The organism is Streptomyces sp. NPDC046215 (assembly GCF_040646215.1).
GTDB lineage: Bacteria > Actinomycetota > Actinomycetes > Streptomycetales > Streptomycetaceae > Streptomyces > Streptomyces stramineus.
In genome coordinates this window covers 44,089-64,861 of sequence record NZ_JBEYZW010000019.1, presented here as the reverse complement: position 1 = coordinate 64,861, position 20,773 = coordinate 44,089, and the positions used below count along the sequence as shown (strand labels likewise).

The window sequence follows — 20,773 nt, the reverse complement described above, 5'->3', positions numbered from 1 at the left end:
CTCAGCGGCGATCCAGAACCGCCGCCTCAGCAGGGGTAGGGGCCGTGCCCCCCAGGTGCGCCGGGATCCACCAGCTGTCGTCCGGGCCCTTGGAACGGACCGGATAGGCGCGCTGCGCGGACTCCAGCAGCTCCTGGACGCGCCCGCGCACCCGCTCGGTGACGGTCTCCGCGCTCTCCTCCGGATCGGCCGCCATCGGCTCGCCCACCCGCATCGCGATCGGGATGTGGTGGCGGCCCAGGTCACGCTTGTGACCCTTGGTCCACAGCCGCTGGGTGCCCCACAGCGCCATGGGCAGCAGCGGAACGCCCGCCTCCTGCGCCAGCCGCGCCGCGCCCGACTTGAAGTTCTTCAGCGTGAACGACTGGGAGATCGTCGCCTCGGGGAAGACGCCGATGATCTCGCCCGACCGCAGTGCCGTGAGCGCGTGCTTGTACGCACCCATCCCGGCCGCCCGGTCCACGGGGATGTGCTTCATCGCGCGCATCAGCGGCCCCGACATCTTGTGCCGGAAGACGGATTCCTTCGCCATGAAGCGCACGAGCCGCTTGGCCGGGCGGGTGGCCAGCCCGCAGAAGACGAAGTCGAGATAGCCGATGTGGTTGCTCACCAGAACCGCCCCGCCACGCTGCGGAACGTGCTCGGTGCCTTGGATGTCGAAGCGCAGATCGAGCGCCTTGAACATGGTGCGGGCGACACCGATCACCGGGGGGTAGACGAGTTCTGCCATATCGGGGAGTCCTTCTGGGCCTGGGGAGGGTTCTCCCGGCTGAAGTTACGCGGCCGTAGGTTCTCGGCACCCGGCCGATCGTGCCTGATCGCCCGGCCCACGGACCAGCGAGGACGCCCCGCTGACCGGGAGATTCTCATCACGTCGGCCAGGCGGTGACCGCCTGCCCGACACTGCCGAAGGTACACCTCGCACGCCCGGCTGACCCCGTGCGCACCGGAGCGGGTCCGCGGCCGGACCCCCGGCGGGAAATTTCCCGGGGCCCGCGGGCGCTGCAACCGAGCGGAACGTACGGGGATCCGCCCCGGTGCGGGCATCGGGCCCGGAACCGGGGCGGCGGCGGAAGGACGAGCGTGCGCGGGCAGGACGGGGAGCAGCGGCTGGGAGCCGGCGACATCGGCGCGGAGCTGGGGGAGCGGGCGACGCTGGTGCAGTTCTCCAGCGCCTTCTGCCAGCCCTGCAGGGCGACGCGGCGCGTCCTGGCGGAGGTCGCGGCCATGGTGGAGGGCGTCGCGCACGTCGAGATCGACGCGGAGGCACGGCTGGCGCTCGTGCGCGCCCTGCGCGTCGACGCCACCCCCACGGTCCTGGTCCTGGACCGGGCGGGCCGCGTCGTGCGCCGCGCCGCAGGGCAGCCGCGGAAGGCCGACGTCATCGCGGCCCTCGGCGCGGCCGTGTGAGCCGGCCGTGATCCGTCTCCCATCTCCCCGGCCGCACTTGACGCTGTGTGGCCCGAATCGTCACTGTGACGTGATGTGGCCTGGATCGCTTCTTCTCCACGGGCGGGCGTCCGCCGGTCCGCCGCGGACCGCCGGCGCGCGCTGTCCGAGTCCCTGAGCGCCCGCGACCGTACAGCTCCTGGTTCGACCTCCAGCAGAAGGACAGCTCCATGACGGCCCTGCCCGGTCTCGGCACTTCCCGCCTCGCCACCCCCGAACTGCTGCGCTCCGTCTTCCGCCGGCACGCCGCCGGCGTCGCCGTGATCACCGCCCGGGGCGCCGGCCCGGTCGGCTTCACCGCCACCTCGCTCACCTCCGTCGCCGCCGAGCCCCCGCTGATCTCCTTCGGTATCGGCACCGGCTCCTCCAGCTGGCCCGTGCTCGCCGAGGCCGAGCACGTCGGGGTGCACATACTCGGCGAGCACCAGCAGGAGCTCGCCGGCACTTTCGCGCGCAGCGGCGCGGACCGCTTCGCCCCGCCCACGCGCTGGAGCACCGGCCCCGAGGGCGTGCCGCTCCTCGACGGCGTCCTGGCGTGGCTGGTGTGCCGGGTGGTGGCCCGGGTACCCGCCGGGGACCACCGGCTGGTGCTCGCCGAAGTCGTCGCGGGCGACCCCGCCGGCGCGGGCCGCCCGCTGGTCTACCACCAGGGGCGCTTCAACGGTCTGCGGGACTGAGACGTCCCGGTTTCCCTGCGTTGGGCAGATCACAGCTGACCGGCCTTGCAATCGGGTAACGCGCTGGGTGTACTGACGAGTAACATTCCGTTCGGGGCATAGCACCCGGGACACGGGATCCGCCCCACAAGGCGCCTATGCTGCCTGCACAAGGCAGCTACGAAGAGACGATGCAGTAGGAGAGCCGGCGTGAGCTTGAGGATCGTTGTCTGTGTGAAGTACGTGCCCGACGCCACCGGCGACCGGCACTTCGCCGAGGACCTGACCGTCGACCGCGACGACGTGGACGGCCTGCTCTCGGAGCTCGACGAGTACGCGGTCGAGCAGGCGCTGCAGATCGCCGACGAGGCGGATGACGCGGAGATCACCGTCCTGACCATCGGCCCCGAGGACGCCAAGGACGCGCTGCGCAAGGCGCTGTCCATGGGCGCCCACAAGGCCGTCCACGTCGAGGACGACGACCTGCACGGCACCGACGCGCTCGGCACCTCGCTGGTGCTCGCCAAGGCCGTGGAGCACGTCGGCTACGACCTGATCATCAGCGGCATGGCCTCCACCGACGGTGGCATGGGCGTCGTTCCCGCGATGCTCGCCGAGCGCCTGGGCGTCCCGCAGGTGACCCTGCTCTCCGAGGTCGCCGTCGCCGACGGCAAGGTGACCGGCCGCCGTGACGGCGACGCCGCGAGCGAGCAGCTGGAGGCCGCCCTCCCGGCCGTCGTCTCCGTCACCGACCAGTCCGGTGAGGCCCGTTACCCGTCCTTCAAGGGCATCATGGCGGCCAAGAAGAAGCCGGTGGAGTCCCTGGACCTCTCCGACCTCGGCATCGAGTCCGAAGAGGTCGGCCTGGAGGGCTCCTGGACCACGGTCGACGAGGCCAACGAGCGCCCGGCCCGCACGGCCGGCACCGTCGTCAAGAACGAGGGCGAGGGCGGCAAGCAGCTCGCCGAGTTCCTCGCGGGCCAGAAGTTCATCTAGTCGCGGCCTCCACCGGGGCCCGCGGCGCGCCCGCGCCGGCCCCGGCGGACCGCGGCGAGCTTCCGCCGCCCGTACGAACCGTCACCCGCCCCCCTTTCTCCGCAGGAGTGCATTCCCATGGCTGAAGTCCTCGTCTACGTCGACCACGTGGACGGTGCCGTCCGCAAGCCCACGCTCGAGCTGCTCACCCTCGCCCGCCGCCTCGGCGAGCCCGTCGCCGTGCACCTCGGCGCCGGTGCCGAGGGCGCCGCGAAGACCCTCGGCGAGTACGGCGCGGTCAAGGTCCTCGCGGCCGACGCGCCGGAGTTCGCCGACTACCTCGTCGCGCCCAAGGTGGACGCGCTGGAGGCGGCGTTCAAGGCCGTCTCCCCGGTCGCCGTGCTCGTCCCCTCCTCCGCCGAGGGCAAGGAGATCGCGGCCCGCCTCGCGGTCCGCACCGGCTCCGGCATCATCACCGACGCCGTCGACCTGGAGGCCGGCGACGAGGGCCCGGTGGCCACGCAGTCCGTCTTCGCGGCCTCGTACTCCACCAAGTCCCGCGTCACCAAGGGCACCCCGGTCATCACCGTCAAGCCCAACTCCGCCGCTCCCGAGGCCGCCCCGGCCGCCGGCGCGGTCGAGCAGCTGGCCGTCTCCTTCGGCGAGCTGTCCACCGGCACCAAGGTCGTCTCCCGCACGCCGCGCGAGTCGACCGGCCGTCCCGAGCTGACCGAGGCCGCGATCGTGGTCTCCGGCGGCCGCGGCGTCAACGGCGCCGAGAACTTCTCCCTCATCGAGGGCCTGGCCGACTCGCTCGGCGCGGCCGTCGGCGCCTCCCGCGCCGCCGTCGACGCCGGCTGGTACCCGCACACCAACCAGGTCGGCCAGACCGGCAAGTCGGTCTCCCCGCAGCTGTACATCGCGGCGGGCATCTCCGGTGCCATCCAGCACCGGGCCGGCATGCAGACCTCGAAGACGATCGTCGCCATCAACAAGGACGCCGAGGCCCCGATCTTCGACCTGGTCGACTACGGCGTGGTCGGCGACCTCTTCGAGGTCGTCCCGCAGCTCACCGAGGAGGTCAAGTCCCGCAAGGGCTGACCCGCACCACCTCTCGGCCGGAGCCCCCGTGCGCGGACGCGCACGGGGGCTCCGGCACGAGGGGATCTCCGCCTGTTGACCTTCCGCCGGGCCGCCCGATAACTTCGCCGCACGGACAGTGAATTCCGCTCAGCGGAAATCGGAGGGTGTGGAATGGGGCAGCACCGAACCGTCGCGACCACCTTCGCGAGCGCGCTGACGGAAGGCATCGGCGCCTCGCTCGCCGGCGTCGACGCCGAGCTCGCGCGCCGCTACCCGGGCGACCCCGGCACCCGCCAGCCCGTCCACACCGTCTATGTCCCCGGTGACGTCGTCACCGCCGGCACCGTCCGCTCCTGGGGCGACCAGGCGCTCGCGGCCCTCGACGAGCACGCACCCGACGCCGCCGCGTTCGCCGCCGTCCTCGGCCTGCCCGGCGCGCTCGCCGGGCCGGTGTACGAGCGCGTACGGGCCAAGCTGGAGCGTGAGCCGGTGGAAGACCTGCGCATCGACTTCGAGGACGGGTACGGGCCGCGCCCCGACGCCGAGGAGGACGCCGCGGCGGCCCGAGCCGCGCGCCTGGTGGCCGACGCGTTCGCGGACGGCACGGCCGCCCCGTCCATGGGCATCCGCATGAAGTGCCTGGAGGCCGCCGTGCGCGACCGCGGCATCCGCACGCTCGACATCTTCCTCACCGCTCTGATGGCGGCGGGCGGCCTGCCCGACGGGCTCGTCCTCACCCTCCCCAAGGTCACCTACGCCGAGCAGGTCACCGCGATGGCCCGGCTGGCCGGGGAGTTCGAGAGGGCCCACGGCCTTCCGGCCGGGCGGATCCGCTTCGAGATCCAGATCGAGACCACCCAGGCGATCCTCGGCCCCGACGGGCGCGCCACCGTCGCCGGCATGATCGACGCCGCCGGGGGCCGCGCCACGTCACTGCACTACGGCACCTTCGACTACAGCGCCGCCTGCGGAATCAGCGCCGCCCACCAGTCGCCGGACCACCCGGTGGCCGACCACGCCAAGGCCGTCATGCAGGTCGCGACCGCCGGCACCGGGGTGCGGCTCTCCGACGGCTCGACGAACGTCCTGCCCGTCGGCCCGACCCCGCAGGTCCACGACGCCTGGCGGCTGCACCACCGGCTCGTCCGCCGCTCGCTGGCCCGCGGCTACCACCAGGGCTGGGACATGCACCCCGGCCACCTGCCGACGCGATACGCCGCGGTGTACGCCTTCTACCGCGAAGGGCTGGACGCGGCGACGGCCCGGCTGGCGGCCTACGTGCGGCGGTCCGGGGGCGACGTGCTGGACGAGCCCGCCACGGCCCGGGCGCTGAGCGGCTACCTGCTGCGGGGCCTGGACTGCGGTGCCGTCGACAGCGCGGAGGTGACCGGGGCGACGGGCCTGTCCCGCCCGGACCTCGACCGGCTGGCGGGCCGCACGCCGTAGGGGGTGTGCGCGGGGTTGCGTCCGACCCGCCGTACGCGCGTACGCGCCGGGGGCCGCCCTCTTTGGGCGTGCGAGGTGACGTTGCGGTCCCTTGCTGGCGGCCCGCCGCCGGGTGTGCGCGGGGGTCGGGTCCGGTCCGGGATGTCCGGTGCGCGGGGGCGGCCCTCCGCCGTGCGCTCGCACGCGCCGGACACCGTGAGCCATCCCCTTCGGGCGTATGACGCGACGTCGCGTCCGGTAAGAGGGCAGCCCTCCGTCGTGCGCCCGCCCGTGCCGGACGTCGGCGGTCCACCCCCGCCAGGCGTACGACGCAACACCGCGGGCACCCCCTGGCGGCCCGCGCCGCGGTCAGGCCGCGGGCGGGAGTTCGCCCGAGCCGCGGGCGATCAGGCGCGTCGGCAGTTCCACGCGCCGCGGCGGCTCCGCGACCCCGTCCAGCCGCCGGAACAGCCGCTCGGCCGCCGTGCGGCCCAGCCGCGCGGCGTCCTGGGCGACGACCGTGACGGCGGGGGAGAGCAGATCGGCCAGTTCCAAATCGTCGAAGCCGACGAGCGCGACCGGACGCGGCGCGGCGGCGATGACCCGCACGGCCGTGACCGTCACCCGGTTGTTGCCCGTGAACAGGGCCGTCACCGGCTCCGGCCCGGCCAGCATGCGGGCCGCCTCCTCGCGGACCCGCCCGGCGGCGGTGGTACCGAGCGACACCCAGGCGTCGTCCACGGGCAGCCCCGCCTCCGCCATGGCCGCGCGGTAGCCCCGCAGCCGCTCGGTGGCGGTGTGGATGCGCGGCTGGTCGCCGATGAAGCCGATGCGGCGGTGGCCGTGCGCGATGAGGTGGGCGACGCCGTCCCGGGCGCCGCCGAAGCTGTCCGAGAGCACCACGTCGGCGTCTATCAGCCCGGCCGGCCGGTCCACGAAGACGGTGGCGATCCCGGCGGCCATCTCCGGTTCGAGGTAGCGGTGGTCACTGCCCGCCGGAATGACGATCAGCCCGTCGACCCGGCGGGCGCAGAAGGCCAGCGCCAGTTCGCGCTCGCGGTCGGCGTCCTCGGCGCTGGAGCCGTTGATGAGCAGGGCGCCGTGCGCGCGGGCCACCTCCTCCACGGCCCGGTTGAGCGGCGCGTAGAACGGGTCGGCGAGATCCTCCAGGACGAGCCCGATCGACGCGGTGCGGCCCTTGCGCAGCACGCGGGCGCTGTCGTTGCGGCGGAAGCCGAGCGCCGCGATGGCGTCCTTGACCCGCTGCTCGGTGTCCGCGGTGACCCCCGCCTCGCCGTTGACCACGCGCGAGACGGTCTTGAGGCCCACCCCGGCGCGCGCGGCCACGTCCTTCATCGTCGGGCGGGCGCCGTAACGGTGCTGCGGCCTCGGGAAGGCGGCGTCGGAGTCGTCGCTCTTGGCGCTCGTGTTCACGCGGTGGCTCATCCTTTGCGCTGCGGGTGGCGTCGGGTGCTCGGTGGTGACGTCGAGCATAGAGCCTGGACAACGTTGTCAACTCTGGGGAGACTGACGTCCGCAGCCCCCTCGCACCACCCCCGGACCAGGAGAGATCGCCCTTTCATGCCTCGTGAGCACACCGACCCCGCCGGCCTCGTCGCGGCTCTCGACATCGGCGGCACCAAGATCGCCGGTGCGCTGGTGGACGGCAGCGGCCGCCTGCTCGTCCGCGCGCAGCGGCCGACCCCCGCCCAGGAGGACGGCGCGACGGTGCTGGGCGCGGTCGCCGGCGTCCTGGCGGAGCTCGCCCGCGCGGCCGACTGGCCGCGGGTGCGGGCAGTGGGCATCGGCAGCGCGGGGCCCGTGGACGCCTCCCGGGGGACGGTCAGCCCGGTCAACGTCCCCGGCTGGCGGGACTTCCCGCTGGTCGCCGAGGTGGCGGAGCGGGCCGGCGGCCGGCCGGTGGTCCTGGTCGGCGACGGGGTCGCGATGACCGCGGCCGAGCACTGGCAGGGCGCCGCGCGGGGGCACGCCGACGCCCTGTGCATGGTGGTGTCCACAGGCGTCGGCGGCGGCCTGGTCCTGGGCGGCCGCCTGCACACCGGCCCCACGGGCAACGCCGGACACATCGGGCACATCAGCGTGGATCTGGACGGCGACCCCTGCCCGTGCGGGGCGCGCGGCTGCGTCGAACGCATCGCCAGCGGCCCCAACATCGCGCGCCGCGCGCTGGACTCCGGCTGGCGGCCGGGCCCGGACGGCGACCGCAGCGCGGCGGCCGTCGCCGCCGCGGCCCGCGCCGGGGACCCGGTGGCCCGCGCCTCGTTCGAACGGGCCGCGCAGGCCCTGGCCGCCGGCATCGCCGCGACGGCGACGCTCGTCGAGATCGAGGTGGCGGTCATAGGCGGGGGCGTGGCGGGTGCCGGGGAGGTCCTCTTCGCGCCGTTGCGCGCCCGCCTGCGGGAGTACGCGACGCTGTCGTTCGCCGCGGGCGTCGAGGTCCTCCCGGCGCGGCTCGGCCCCGACGCGGGCCTCGTGGGCGCCGCGGCCGCGGCGGCGCAGCGACTCGGCCTGTGGGCGGCGGCTCCGGCGCGGTGACCCTCCCCGGCGGCGCGCCGCGGCCGACCGGGCACCCTCCCCGGACGTAGGCGGCACCGGACACCGGCGGTAGGGCCCCCTGGACGCCGCCGACCTGTCCGGCCACGCGCCCGCGCCGGGCGAGGGACGGGATCCGGCCTTCAGGGGCCGTCCGGGGGCCGGGTGGCGCCCCATGCCCCTCGCACGCGTTTCCGTGGCAAGGTGTTCCGGGCACTTCACAGGGGTCTACGGAGAAGGGGGAACCGTGATCGTCTGGCTGAACGGCGCGTTCAGTGCGGGGAAGACCAGCACGGCGAAGGAGCTGACCGAGCTGATCCCGGGCAGCACTCTCTACGACCCCGAGGTGATGGGCGGGCTGCTGCGCCACCTCCTGCCGCCCAAGAGAATGGGCGAGGTCGGTGACTTCCAGGACCTGCCAATCTGGCGGCGGCTGGTCGTGGACGCCGCGGTCGCGCTGCTCGCGGAGGTCGGCGGGGTGCTGGTGGTGCCCATGACGCTGCTGCGGCAGGAGTATCGGGACGAGATCTTCGGAGGGCTGGCCGCGCGCCGCATCCCGGTCCACCATGTGCTGCTGACGGCAGACGAAACGATCCTGCGCGCGCGCATCGCGGGCCGTGAGGAGTTCGAGGACGACCCGGAGCGCAGCGAGGCCGTCCGGCGGTGGGCGTTCGACCACCTCGCCCCCTACCGCGAGGCCCTGCCCTGGCTGTGCGCCGACGCCTTCGTCGTCGACACCGGGGCCCTGACGCCGCGGGAGGCCGCCGGGCGGATCGCCGAGGCCGTGCGCACCGGCGCGGCGGGCGCCTGCGAGATCGTCCAGACGCCCGAGCCCACGGCCGAGACGCTCGCGGCGGGCGTGCTGCTCTTCGACGAGGAGGATCGCTTCCTGCTCGTCGACCCGACCTACAAGCCCGGCTGGGAGTTCCCCGGCGGGGTCGTCGAGCCCGGCGAGGCGCCCGCCCGCGCCGGCATGCGCGAGGTGGCCGAGGAGATAGGGATCGAACTGCCCGCGGTGCCCCGGCTGCTCGTCGTCGACTGGGAACCCCCCAGTCCGCCGGGGTACGGGGGGCTCCGCCTCCTCTTCGACGGCGGGCGGCTGACGGGCGCCGAGGCCCGCCGGCTCCTGCTGCCCGGCTCGGAGCTGCGCGGCTGGCGCTTCGTCACCGAGGACGAGGCCGCGTCGCTGCTGCCGCCCGTGCGGCTGAGCCGGCTGCGGTGGGCGCTGCGCGCCCGGGAGCGGGGACGCCCGATCAATCTCGAGGCGGGCGTCCCCGTGGAGTGACGGCGCGCCGGATCAGCGCTCGGCCGCCGCGTAGTTGAGCAGGAACAGCGCCTCGGCCAGGGAGAGCCGCTCAAGCTCCTGCGGGGAGACGCTCTCGTTCACCGCGTGGATCTGGGCCTCCGGCTCGCTCAGCCCGATCAGCAGGATCTCCGTCGCGGGGTAGAGGGCGGCCAGGGTGTTGCACAGCGGGATCGAGCCGCCCATGCCGGAGACCTGCATCTCCTCACCCGGGTACGCGACGCGCATCGCCTCGGCCATCGACGCGTACGCCGGGCTGGAGGTGTCGGCGCGGAACGGCTGCCCCTCGCCGACCTGTTCCACCGCCACCCGCGCGCCCCACGGCGTGGCCGCCTGCAGGTGCGCCGTCAGCAGCTTCGTCGCCTCGGCCGCGTCCGCGCCCGGGGGCACCCGCAGGCTGATCAGCGCCCGCGCGCCCGCGTGCACGGAAGGGGTGGCGCCGACGACCGGCGGGCAGTCGATGCCCAGAACCGTCACGGCCGGGCGGGCCCAGAGCCGGTCGGCCACCGTCCCGGAACCGATCAGCTCCACACCGTCGAGGACCCTGGCGTCCTTGCGGAAGTCCTCCTCCGGATACTGCAGCCCCTCCCAGCGCGCGTCCGCCGCGAGGCCGTCGACCGTCGTCGAACCGTCCTCGGCGCGCAGCGAGTCGAGGACGCGGATCAGCGCGGCCAGCGCGTCCGGCGCGGCCCCGCCGAACTGCCCGGAGTGCAGACCGCCCTCCAGGGTGTCCACCCGCACCTGGACGAGCGTCATGCCGCGCAGCGTCGCGGTGACGGTCGGCAGGCCCACCCGGAAGTTCCCGGCGTCACCGATGAGGATGGCGTCGGACGCCAGCAGTTCAGGGTGCGCTTCCGCGTACCGCTGCAGGCCACCGGTGCCCTGCTCCTCGGAGCCCTCGACGATCACCTTCACGTTGACGGGGACACCGCCGTGCGCCTTGAGCGCCCGCAGCGCGGTGAGGTGCATGACCACCCCGCCCTTGCAGTCGGCCGCGCCGCGCCCGTACCAGCGCCCGTCGCGCTCGGTCAGCTCGAACGGCGGCGAGATCCAGGCGGCCTCGTCCAAGGTCGGCTGCACGTCGTAGTGCGCGTACAGCAGCACCGTGGGCGCGCCCGCCGGGCCCGGCAGGTAGCCGTAGACGGACTGGGTGCCGTCGGGGGTGTCGAGGAGGGCCACGTCCTCGAAGCCCTCGGCGCGCAGCGCGCCGGCCACCCAGCCGGCCGCCGCCTCGCACTCGCTCTTGGGGAACTGGGCCTCGTCCGCGACCGACATGAAGGCCACCAGCTCGGTCAGTTCGGCCTTGGCGCGGGACTGCAGCGCGGCGACGGTGGCCGCCAGCGCGGCGTGGTCCGGCCGGGGCGGGGTGGTCGGGGACGCTTCCATGGAACGCTCCTCGTGGATGCGGCGTTATCCGTACGTATGGGCGAGTGTGGCTGCCAAATCCTCGCACGGCGCCCCTCCGGGCCCGCTCCCGGGCCTTCCCACGGCTGGGCGGCGGGGCGGCGGGCCGTAGGATGCGGGCGGTAGCCGTAGCCGGTGATCGAGCGGGAGTAGAAGCACAGGTGAGCAGCGACAACGCAGCCCAGGACGCGGAGCGGGACACGGCCGGGGGCCGGGGTCCGGTGTGGGACGTCGTGGTGGTGGGAGCGGGGCCCGCCGGGGCCTCGGCCGCCCATGCCGCGGCCTCCGCGGGCCGCCGGGTCCTGCTTCTGGAGAAGGCCGAACTGCCGCGCTACAAGACGTGCGGCGGCGGCATCATCGGCCCGTCGCGCGACGCCCTGCCGCCCGGCTTCGAACTGCCGCTGCGCGACCGCGTGTACGCCGTCACCTTCTCCCTCAACGGCAAGCTGACGCGCACCCGCCGCTCCAAGCGGATGCTCTTCGGGCTCATCAACCGCCCCGAGTTCGACGCGGCCCTGGTGGAGTCCGCGAAGGCCGCCGGTGCCGAGGTGCGCACGGGGGTGACCGTCTCCCGCGTGGAGCAGCACGGTCCGGCCGTACCCGACCGGCGCACCGTCGCCGTCGTCCTCGCTGACGGTGAGACCGTCCTCGCCCGGGCGGTCGTCGGCGCCGACGGCAGCGCGGGGCGCATAGGAGCCCACGTCGGCGTCAAGCTCGACCAGGTCGACCTCGGCCTGGAGGCGGAGATCCCGGTGCCCCCGACGGTCGCGGAGGACTGGGCGGGCCGGGTGCTCATCGACTGGGGCCCGATCCCGGGCAGTTACGGCTGGGTCTTCCCCAAGGGCGACACCCTGACCGTGGGCGTGATCGCGGAGCGGGGCGACGGGACGGCCACCAAACGCTACCTGGAGGACTTCATCGCCCGCCTCGGCCTCGCGGGCTTCGAGCCGAGCATCTCCTCCGGCCACCTGACCCGCTGCCGCTCCGACGACTCCCCGCTCTCCCGCGGCCGTGTGATCGTCTGCGGCGACGCGGCGGGGCTGCTGGAGCCGTGGACCCGGGAGGGCATCTCCTTCGCCCTGCGCTCGGGCCGGCTGGCGGGGGAGTGGGCCGTGCGCATCGGCGAGGCGCAGGACGCCGTCGACGCGCGCCGGCAGGCGCTGAACTACGCGTTCGCCGTCAAGGCCGGGCTGGGTGTGGAGATGGGCGTCGGGCGGCGGATGCTGGCCTTCTTCAAGCGCCGCCCCGGCGTGATACACGCCGCGATCACCGGCTTCCGGCCGGCGTGGCACGCCTTCGCGCGGATCACCCGCGGGACGACGACGATCGCGGAGATCGTCCGGACGCACCCGATGGCACGGCGGGTCCTCTCCGCGGCCGACCGGCCGTAACGGGCGGCTGGTACCCGTCCCGGTTCGCTAGGCCTGACGCCGGTTCGCTGTGCCCGGCGCGGTGGGCGCTCTCCCGTGGCGGATCGGCCGGCTGTCACGGCGGTCAGGCTGTCATGGCGGTCCGGCCGGTTGCGGCTGAGGCGGGGGCCGCCTCGCGCCCGCGGGCGGCCGGGGTTCGCCGCCGGTCGATTCCCCCCCCCGCCTCGATGAGCGCTCTGCGCGGAGCGGCCCGCCCCGGCGCCCTCGCGGCGGGGCGGGCCGCTGACTCACCGCCGGGTCTGTGTTGACTTCTGCGATCCCCCATGGCATTGATGACGTGTCCACGTCACCCCCTGCTTTTCGTCCGGCCGGTGACCCCGGGCCGGACGCGAAGGGAGCGCGCGATGCGTAAGCCCCTGAGCCCCCACCGCAAGCGGATCGTGACCGGCGCGGCCTGTGCCGCCGCCCTGGCGGGCGGAAGCCTCGGACTGAGCGCCCCGACGGCCGTGGCCGACACCGTCTCCGTCGGCTACACCTGTACCGGCCCCGGCGCGCCCGGCGGCGTCCAGCCCCTGAAAGTCTCCGTGACGGCCCCCGCCGATGTCCCCCGGGGTGGCACCGCCGACCTCACCGTCGAGGTCACCACGAGCCTGACGGCGCCCCTCGACCTCTCCGCCCGGAGCGTCACCGGAGAGATGCGCATCGACCTCGGCGGCACGGCCACCGGCAGCGTCACGGCCACCGGGTTCACCAACCCCGCCCGGATCCCGAGCGGCACGCCCGTCAGCCTGACCGGCGGCAAGGCATCGGTCACGCTCGACAGCGAGGGCACCGCGACCTTCGCGCCCGGCGAGGCCGCGGTGCACGTCTTCGGCGTCACGGTCACCTGCACGGTCTCCGGCACCGCGCCGGTGGCCGCGACGACCCGGGTCACGTCCGCCTGACGCGTGTCCGCAACGTCGCGCCGTACGCCCCCGGGGGTGCGGCCCGCGGCGTCCGGTGCGTGTGACCGCACGGCAAAGGGTCGCCCTCGTACCGGGCACACCCGGGCACGCCCGGCAACGCGAGGCCCCGGGGCACGGCCGCCTGGCGCGGCGGACGGGCCGGGCACCGGTGTCAGACGCGGCGGAGACCGGCGGCGCCGAAGGAGACGTCGAAGCGGTCGCACCAGATGCTGACGCTGGTGTACCGGCCCAGATCCACCTCCGCGGGCAGGGCGTAGTTCTGGTCGCCCTTGTTGCCCTTGAGCGAACCCAGGCTCTTGTGGGCCCCGTCGTCGAAGACGTGCCAGCCGGCCCGGCCCTCCTTCACCGGGGCGTCGGTGATCAGGACCCGCAGGTCCGGGCCGTTGCTGGTGTCGAGGTTCTCCAGCCGCAGGGTGCGGCTCCCGTCGGGCAGCTCCAGGATCCGCACCGTTCCGCTCGTGCTGTGCTCGTGGCTGATCAGCTCGCCGACCGCCAGGGTCCGCGGCGCGCCACCGCCCGGACCGGCGGCCGCCGCGGGCGCCGCCTCGCGCACCGTGTCGTCCACCCACAGCTTCCACGGCTGGAACCAGAACACCCCCGCACCGACCGCCACCAGCCCCACCAGCAACACCCCGATCACGACCGGCCTGCTCACCATGCGCCGTACGCGTCCCATCCCAGCCTCCTGAAGCCCTCGGCCTCCGCGCCGCGCGCCTTGTGCCTCGGTGTCGTCGTTTCCTTCACCCCTTCAACGGGGAACGGTGCCGCGGATGCTCCGGAAAACCCATGACGAAAGTCTTACGCGGCCCACCGCACCGGCGCCCTCTCCCGCCGGTGACCGGGGAGGGGCGGACGAGACAATGTGCGGCAGCCATCGATCCCCGCCCCCGCCGCATGAGTCAGGAAGGGCGACCGCCCGTACCTCCCACCAGAGCGGGTGTTTCCGTCCTCGGCACGGGGGAGCGGCGGGCACCCGGCTCTTCGTCGCCCGGTTCCATGACTCGCACGGGGAGGAGAGGGGATGGGCAAGTCAGCCCGATCCGGTCAGCTCGGCAGGGGAGAACCGCACCGCACCCGCACCACCGGCGCCGCCGCCGTATCCGCGTTCGGCAGAGTGACCGTACGGCTGCCGGGAGGACCGCTGGAGCTGGGGCCGCCTCGCCGGCGCGCCGTGTTCGCCCTGCTGCTGATCAACGCCGGCAAGGTCGTGTCGACCTCATCGATGATCTCCAGCATCTGGGACACCGGACCCCCCGACCAGGCGGTCGCCACCCTGCGGTCGTACGTGTCCCGATTACGCGGACTGATCGCCACCCGGCCGCTGCACGGCGGAGCGGCGCTCCGGCTCGTGTACCGCTCGCCCGGGTACGTGCTCGACGCCGCCCCCGACGACGTCGACGTCATGAGATTCGAGCAGCTCGTCGACCGGGGGCTCGCCGCCCGGCGCCGCGGCGCGCCGCCCGAGACGTTCGCGCTGCTCTCCGAGGCGCTGCGGCTGTGGACCGCACCGCCCTTCGAAGACCTCCTCGGCTACACCTTCGCCGACCACGAGGCGGCGCGCCTGGACCACCTCCGGCTGACCGCCGTGGAGGCGCGCGCCGAAGCGGCCTTCGCACTGGGCCGCAGCGAGGAGGTCCTGCCGGAACTGGAGAGCGAGGCGACCCGCCACCCGACGCGCGAACGGCTGGTGTACCAGCTGATGCGCGCTCAGTACCGCGACGGCCGGCAGGCCGACGCGTTGCGCCGCTTCGAGCACACCCGGCAGTACCTCGCGGACGAGCTCGGCGCGGACGTCGGACCGGAACTGCGGCGGGTCCACGGGGAGATCCTCCGCCACGACCCCGCGCTGACGTCCCTCACGTCCCCGCGCGAGACCGCCGGGTCACCGGTCCGGGCCGCGCACACCGCCGGACCGCCCGTCCCCCCGCCTCTCGTCGGCCGGCGCCGCGCACTGCGGCGCCTGCTGGCCGCCGAGGAGACCGCACGGCGCGGAGACGGCCGCACCGTGCTGGTCGTCGGGGAAGCCGGCACGGGCAAGACCAGACTCCTCCAGGAGTTCGGGCGCCGGTGCCAGGAGGCCGGCACCGACGTGGTCACCGTCCACTGCCCGCAGTGCGACGGCATGCCCCCGTACTGGCCGTGGACCCAGGCGCTGCGCCTGGTGACGGCCCGTCGGCCCGACGCGGTGGACGCCCTGCCGGACAGCCTCCGGCGCGTGCTCGCGCCCCTCGTGCCCGAGCTGTACGAGGACCGGGGCGCGGGCGAGCGTCCCCCGCTGTCCGGGCCGGGCCGGTTCACGGTCCACGACGCCCTGAGCCGGGCCCTGCTCGGGCCGGCCCGCCGCCCCCTGGTGCTCGTACTGGAGGACTTCCAGTGGGCCGACGCCGCCTCGCTCGCCCTGCTGCCCTTCCTGACCCGGCAGTCGGCCGAATCGCGGTTCCTGCTCGTCGTCACGTCACGGACCTTCCGCATCGCCGACGACCCCGCCTTCCGGGCGACACGGGCGGCCGTGCTCCAGTCGCTCAACGCCGAGGAGGTACCGCTCGGCCCGCTCGCCCCGCAGGACACCGCGCAGATCGTCACGGCCGCCCTCGGTGACGGCGTCCCCCCGGACCTGCGCGCCGCACTCCACGCGCGCTCCGGCGGCAACCCGTACTTCCTGCTCGGCCTGATGGAGGCGCTCCCGGTCGGGGCGACGCCGGAGCACGTGCGCGCCCTGCTCCCGGCGGTGATACGGGAGGTGGTCATCCAACGGCTGTCCGGGCTCCCGGCGGACATCCTCGCGGTGCTCAGCGCCTGCGCCGCCCCCGACCCGGACAGCGCCCCCGGCGACTGCCCGTCACCCGAGGCCACCCGCAGGGCGGCACGGGGCGGCCTGCTGACGGTGGACGAGTCGACTCCGCAGCGCATCGGCTTCGTGCACCCGCTCGTACGGGACGTCGTGCGCCAGGAGCTCGTCCCCGCGGAACCGCCCTGCCGCAGCGTCTGTTCGCTCGCCCGACGGGTCGTGGCACCGGAAGGGGCCGGCGAGAAGACACCGCGGCACGAGCACCAGGCGGCCCTGCGGGCGGTGCCGACGACGTGAGCGGGCCGGATCGTCCCTCGCCGGCCCGGGCGCCCTTGCGGACCGTTTGACGTTCCGCTCGCCTTCCGCGCAGGCGGAACACAACTCCCGCTCGGCAGACTGCCTGCCATCCGGAAGCCGCCCGCTCGCCACGCACCCCCGGCAGGGGGTGCCCCTCCCCTCGTCCCCTCGGTACCGACGTGCCGGAGGACCGTCCGCGAAGGAGTGTGCCCATGCCTGTGTTCCCAGCGGGAGCGATTCCCGGACCGGAGCAGACGGACCGGTGGATCCGGGCCGACCGCGCCCGGCTGATCCACCCCAACCTGCCGGACAGCCGCACCGACCGCACCGTCATGGTCGAGGGCCGGGGCTGCCACGTCCGTGACAGCTCGGGGAAGCGGTACCTGGACGCCGCCGCGGTGCTCGGCATGGTGCAGGTCGGCCACGGGCGGGACGAGATCGTGGCGGCCGCCGCCGCCCAGATGGCCAGGCTGGAGTGCTTCCACCTCTGGGAGAACATGAGCAATGACCAGGCGATCGAGCTGGCCGTACGGCTGACCGATCTCGCACCGCCCGGGCTGGAGCGCGCGTTCTTCACCAGCGGCGGAGCGGAGGGCAACGAGATCGCCCTGCGCATGGCGCGGTACTTCCACCACCGCCGGGGCCGGCCCGAACGCACGTGGATCCTGTCCCGGACGTCGGCCTACCACGGCATCGGCTACGGCAGCGGCAGCGTGTCGGGGCTGCCGGTCTACCACGAGGGCTTCGGTCCCCCCATGCCGCACGTGCACCACCTCACGGCCCCCGACCCGTACCACCGCGAGGCCTACGGCGGCGAGGACGTCACCGGGTTCTGTCTGCGCGAGCTGCGGGAGACCATCGAACGGATCGGGCCGGACCGCATCGCGGCGATGATCGGCGAGCCGGTCATGAGCGTCGGGGGCGCCGTGGCGCCGCCGACGGACTACTGGCCGCGCGTCGCGGAGCTGCTCCGGTCCCAGGGCATCCTGCTGATCTTCGACGAAGTGGTGACGGCCTACGGCCGGACCGGACACTGGTTCGCCGCCGAACACGTCGCGGTGACGCCCGACATCCTGGTCACCGCGAAAGGCATCACGTCCGGCTACATCCCGCACGGCGCGGTCCTCACCACCGAGGAACTGGCGGCCACCGTCACCGGCTCCACCGGCTTCCCCATCGGATTCACCTACACCGGGCACCCCACCGCCTGCGCGGTCGCGCTCACCAACCTCGCCATCATCGAACGCGAGAACCTGCTGGACAACGCCATGAAAACCGGCGGATACCTCGCCGACCGGCTGGCACCGCTCCGTGACCTGCCCGCCGTGGGAGACATCCGCCAGGCCGGCTTGATGCTGGGCATCGAGCTGGTCGCGGACAAGGCGACCCGCACCCCCCTGCCCACCGGAACGGCCCCGGTGGCCCAGGCGCTCCGGGAGGACAAGGGCATCATCCTGCGCGGCAACCCCCGGTCCCTGCTGATCAACCCGCCCCTGGTGATGGACCGCGGCACGGCCGACGAGCTGGCCGACGGGCTGTTCTCGGTCCTCGCACGCGTCGAGCCCGACGGCCGGATCCGCCGCTCCTGAGACAGGAAGACCGAAGGGAATCGCCTCATGTCACTCGTGGACCTCACCCCGGACGAACTGCTGACGACCACCCGCTCCGTGCGCAAAAGGCTGGACCTGAGCCGCCCGGTGCCGTTGGAACTCGTCAAGGACTGCATCAGCATCGCCCTGCAGGCTCCGTCCGGCAGCAACCGCCAGACCTGGCACTGGGTCGTCGTCACGGACGCGCGGCAGCGGGCCGCGATCGGCCGCTACTACCAGCGCGCGGTACGGACGTACTTGCGGTCCGAAGGGGCGTGCGGCTCCCTGTTCCCCGAGGACCCGCGACGCCACGCGATACAGCGGCGCGTGGGCAGCAGCGTCGCCCACCTCGGGGACCGGATGGGTGACGTGCCCGTCCTCGTCCTCCCCTGCCTGGACGCGAGCGCCGCCCCCGAGTACAACGAGGCCGGTAGGTGGGGATCGATCATCCAGGCCGGGTGGAGCTACATGCTCGCCGCCCGGGCCCGCCGGCTGGGGACCGCCTGGACCACCCTGCACCTGATGTACGAGAAGGAGATCGCCGACCTGCTCGGGCTGCCCGGAGGCATCGTCCAGGCCGCGCTGATCCCGACGGCGTTCACCCTCGGTACCGACTTCAGGCCCGCCGCGCGGCAACCCCTCGAAGACGTGCTGCACATCGACTCGTGGTGATCCGGCCGTGCACCCACCCACCCCGACCGGCCGCCCGCCCGCCCGCCCGAGGAGCAGACCCATGACGATCGACGCGTCGCCACTGCCGACCCGCAGGCTCGGCGCGCTGGAGGTCCCCGCCCAGGGGCTCGGCTGCCTGAGCATGACGTCCTTCTACGCGCGGGCCGACCCCGCCGAGGCCCTCGCCACCGTGCGCCACGCGATCGACCGCGGCGTCACCCTCCTGGACACCGCGGACGTCCAGGGGCTCGGGGAGGGGGAACGGCTGCTCGGCAAGGCCGTCGCGGGCCGCCGGGATCACGTGCTGCTCTCCACCAAGGTCGGCCTGGAACGGGACCGCGACGGGGAGTTCCTCGGGGTCCGCGGTGACCGGGCCTACATCCGCCGGCGCTGTCACGCCTCGCTGCGCCGCCTCGGCGTCGACCACCTCGACCTCTACGTCAAACACTGGGCGGCCCCGGGGGAGCGGATCGAGGAGGCGGCCGGCGCCCTGGCAGAACTCGTCACCGAGGGCAAGGTACGCCACCTGTGCCTGTCCGAGGTCTGTGCCGACACCGTCCGCCGTGCCCACGCGGTCCACCCGATCACCGCCGTCCAGAGCGAGTGGTCACTCTGGAGCCGGGGCATCGAGGACGAAGTCGTGCCCGTCTGCCGCGAACTGGGCATCGGCATCATCGCCTCCTGCCCCCTGGGCCGCGGCTTCCTCACCGGCCGGATCGGCTCCCTCGCCGACCTCGGTCCCCCGGAGGACTTCCGGCGCGCCCTCCCACGGTTCTCCGCGGCCAACCTCCCGCGCAACCTGGCGGTCGTGGCCGCGCTACGGCCGTGGGCGGCGGAGCACGGCCTCACCCTCGCGCAGCTCGCCCTGGCCTGGCTCCACCACCAGGGCGACGACGTCGTGCCTATCCCCGGCACCGCCCGCCGCGACCACCTGGACGAGAACCTCGGCGCCGTTTCCACCGCCCTGTCCGCCGGGGAACGGGCGGCCGTGGAGGCCGCGGTGGAGGCCGCGGCCGTCCGGGGCGAGCGGTACCCGCCTTTCCTGATGCAGCTCGTCGACAACTGATGCCGCGCCCCGGCATCCATGGAGGGACGTGAAGGCCCGTGAAATTCCAGCAACTCGACCGCGACGCCTGCGAACGGCTCCTGCCGGGCCTCGCCGACCGCCTCGCCGCCGTGCCCTTCGACCGGCTGGAGTCCCCGCGGAGCCCCGCCATCGCCCTGTTCAGGGACCACGGCGGCACCAATCTCCTGGTGCCCCGCGCCTACGGCGGAATCGGCGCGTCCGCCCTCGAAGCCGTCAGGGTCGTCCGCGCCCTGGCCTCCCTCGCACCGTCGCTGGCCGTCGCGACCGCGATGCACCACTTCTCCGTCGGCATGCTCTTCTCCATCGGCCCGCTGTACGCACACAACAGCACGTTCCGCACCGCCGTGCTCGACGTGATCGCCAAGAACCGCTCGCTCATCGCCTCGGGCTTCGCGGAGGGCCGCTCCGGCCGCGGCATCCTCAGCCCGACGGCCGAGGCGCGGGAAGCCCCCGGCGGCTACCTCGTCACCGGCTCCAAGAAGCCCTGCAGCCTCTCCCGGTCGATGGACCTCCTCACCGCCAGCGTCGCCCTGCGCGCGGACGGCGGCGGCACCGAGATGGGCCTGCTGGTCCTCCCCGCCGACCGGCCCGGCGTCTCCGTCCACGACTTCTGGTCGACGTTCCCCCTGGTCGCCGCGGAGAGCCACGAGGTGCGCCTCGACGGCGTGTTCGTCGAGACGGAGCACGTGCTGCGCACCCCGCCGAACGCCGCCGAGAAGCTGGACGAACTCAACGAAGCCGGCGTCATCTGGTTCCAGATGATCATTGCTGCCTCGTACGCCGGGGTCGCGGGCGCACTGGTCGACCTGGTGCTGCGCGAGCGGCGCGGTTCGGCGGCCGACCGCGCGCGACTGTGCCTCCTCATCGACACGGCGGCGTTCCTGGTGGAGGGGATCGCCCGCAGGATCATGGACGGCGACCTCGGCAACGACTGTGCCGCGGCGTCCCTCTTCACCCGGTTCTCCGTGCAGGACGTCATCACCAGGGCCGTCGCGCAGGCGGTGGAGATGCTGGGCGGCATGGCCTACATCGCCTCCCCGAAGATCGCCTACCTGGCCGCCGCCGCGCAGGCCGTCGTCTTCCACCCCCCGTCCCGGCTGAGCATGAGCGAGGCGGTCGACGACTACTACGCGGGCAAGCCGCTCTTCTTCTCCTGA

The 20,773-nt window shown here is 74.0% G+C and carries 18 protein-coding genes; 14 read left to right on the top strand and 4 right to left on the bottom strand.

The window, feature by feature from the left end:
• Nucleotide 1 precedes the first annotated feature (1 nt).
• Nucleotides 2-730, bottom strand: coding sequence for a lysophospholipid acyltransferase family protein (locus ABZ951_RS11495; RefSeq protein WP_344092163.1), 729 nt, complete (start codon nt 728-730; stop codon nt 2-4).
• 353 nt (nt 731-1,083) lie between these two features.
• On the opposite strand from ABZ951_RS11495, the gene ABZ951_RS11490 reads away from it, so the two are divergent.
• The 5 genes from ABZ951_RS11490 (at nt 1,084) to ABZ951_RS11470 (ending at nt 5,609) form a co-directional block, all read left to right on the top strand.
• On the top strand, nt 1,084-1,410 hold the full coding sequence (locus ABZ951_RS11490; protein ID WP_344092165.1) for a thioredoxin family protein: 327 nt from the start codon (nt 1,084-1,086) through the stop codon (nt 1,408-1,410).
• Nucleotides 1,411-1,619: 209 nt separating this feature from the next.
• Nucleotides 1,620-2,126, top strand: a complete 507-nt coding sequence (locus ABZ951_RS11485; RefSeq protein ID WP_344092167.1) for a flavin reductase family protein — start codon at nt 1,620-1,622, stop codon at nt 2,124-2,126.
• A gap of 189 nt (nt 2,127-2,315) precedes the next feature.
• Complete coding sequence (locus ABZ951_RS11480; RefSeq protein WP_344092169.1) at nt 2,316-3,101, top strand: electron transfer flavoprotein subunit beta/FixA family protein; 786 nt, start codon at nt 2,316-2,318, stop codon at nt 3,099-3,101.
• Nucleotides 3,102-3,218: 117 nt separating this feature from the next.
• Entirely contained in the window at nt 3,219-4,181 is a 963-nt protein-coding gene (locus tag ABZ951_RS11475) for an electron transfer flavoprotein subunit alpha/FixB family protein (protein WP_344092171.1), read from the top strand.
• 153 nt (nt 4,182-4,334) lie between these two features.
• A complete protein-coding gene (locus ABZ951_RS11470; protein ID WP_344092173.1) occupies nt 4,335-5,609 on the top strand; it encodes an aldolase in 1,275 nt (424 codons plus the stop codon).
• A 348-nt stretch (nt 5,610-5,957) separates the two neighbouring features.
• Here ABZ951_RS11470 and ABZ951_RS11465 read toward each other — a convergent pair whose 3' ends face one another.
• Entirely contained in the window at nt 5,958-6,944 is a 987-nt protein-coding gene (locus tag ABZ951_RS11465) for a LacI family DNA-binding transcriptional regulator (RefSeq protein WP_344092178.1), read from the bottom strand.
• A gap of 225 nt (nt 6,945-7,169) precedes the next feature.
• On the opposite strand from ABZ951_RS11465, the gene ABZ951_RS11460 reads away from it, so the two are divergent.
• The gene (locus ABZ951_RS11460; protein WP_361279702.1) at nt 7,170-8,144 is read left to right on the top strand and encodes an ROK family protein; all 975 of its coding nucleotides are present in this window, start codon (nt 7,170-7,172) and stop codon (nt 8,142-8,144) included.
• 244 nt (nt 8,145-8,388) lie between these two features.
• Nucleotides 8,389-9,426 carry an NUDIX domain-containing protein gene (locus ABZ951_RS11455; RefSeq protein ID WP_344093807.1) on the top strand — a complete coding sequence of 346 codons (1,038 nt, stop codon included), beginning with the start codon at nt 8,389-8,391 and terminating at the stop codon, nt 9,424-9,426.
• Nucleotides 9,427-9,438: 12 nt separating this feature from the next.
• Here the strand turns inward: ABZ951_RS11455 and ABZ951_RS11450 are convergent, their stop codons facing one another.
• Entirely contained in the window at nt 9,439-10,830 is a 1,392-nt protein-coding gene (locus ABZ951_RS11450) for a dipeptidase (RefSeq protein WP_344093804.1), read from the bottom strand.
• Nucleotides 10,831-11,009: 179 nt separating this feature from the next.
• Between ABZ951_RS11450 and ABZ951_RS11445 the strand changes: the two genes are divergently transcribed.
• Nucleotides 11,010-12,239 carry a geranylgeranyl reductase family protein gene (locus tag ABZ951_RS11445; RefSeq protein WP_344093802.1) on the top strand — a complete coding sequence of 410 codons (1,230 nt, stop codon included), beginning with the start codon at nt 11,010-11,012 and terminating at the stop codon, nt 12,237-12,239.
• Between the two features lie 383 nt (nt 12,240-12,622).
• Complete coding sequence (locus ABZ951_RS11440) at nt 12,623-13,162, top strand: hypothetical protein (RefSeq protein ID WP_344093800.1); 540 nt, start codon at nt 12,623-12,625, stop codon at nt 13,160-13,162.
• 172 nt (nt 13,163-13,334) lie between these two features.
• Here the strand turns inward: ABZ951_RS11440 and ABZ951_RS11435 are convergent, their stop codons facing one another.
• On the bottom strand, nt 13,335-13,859 hold the full coding sequence (locus ABZ951_RS11435) for a DM13 domain-containing protein (RefSeq protein WP_344093798.1): 525 nt from the start codon (nt 13,857-13,859) through the stop codon (nt 13,335-13,337).
• Nucleotides 13,860-14,204: 345 nt separating this feature from the next.
• Between ABZ951_RS11435 and ABZ951_RS11430 the strand changes: the two genes are divergently transcribed.
• The 5 genes from ABZ951_RS11430 to ABZ951_RS11410 all read left to right on the top strand — a co-directional run bounded on the left by ABZ951_RS11430 (nt 14,205) and on the right by ABZ951_RS11410 (nt 20,773).
• Entirely contained in the window at nt 14,205-16,268 is a 2,064-nt protein-coding gene (locus tag ABZ951_RS11430) for a BTAD domain-containing putative transcriptional regulator (protein WP_344093796.1), read from the top strand.
• Nucleotides 16,269-16,480: 212 nt separating this feature from the next.
• A complete protein-coding gene (locus tag ABZ951_RS11425) occupies nt 16,481-17,857 on the top strand; it encodes an aspartate aminotransferase family protein (protein WP_344093794.1) in 1,377 nt (458 codons plus the stop codon).
• A 27-nt stretch (nt 17,858-17,884) separates the two neighbouring features.
• Entirely contained in the window at nt 17,885-18,529 is a 645-nt protein-coding gene (locus ABZ951_RS11420) for a nitroreductase family protein (RefSeq protein WP_344093792.1), read from the top strand.
• 61 nt (nt 18,530-18,590) lie between these two features.
• Nucleotides 18,591-19,595, top strand: a complete 1,005-nt coding sequence (locus ABZ951_RS11415) for an aldo/keto reductase (RefSeq protein WP_344093789.1) — start codon at nt 18,591-18,593, stop codon at nt 19,593-19,595.
• Between the two features lie 38 nt (nt 19,596-19,633).
• Nucleotides 19,634-20,773 carry an acyl-CoA dehydrogenase family protein gene (locus tag ABZ951_RS11410; RefSeq protein WP_344093787.1) on the top strand — a complete coding sequence of 380 codons (1,140 nt, stop codon included), beginning with the start codon at nt 19,634-19,636 and terminating at the stop codon, nt 20,771-20,773.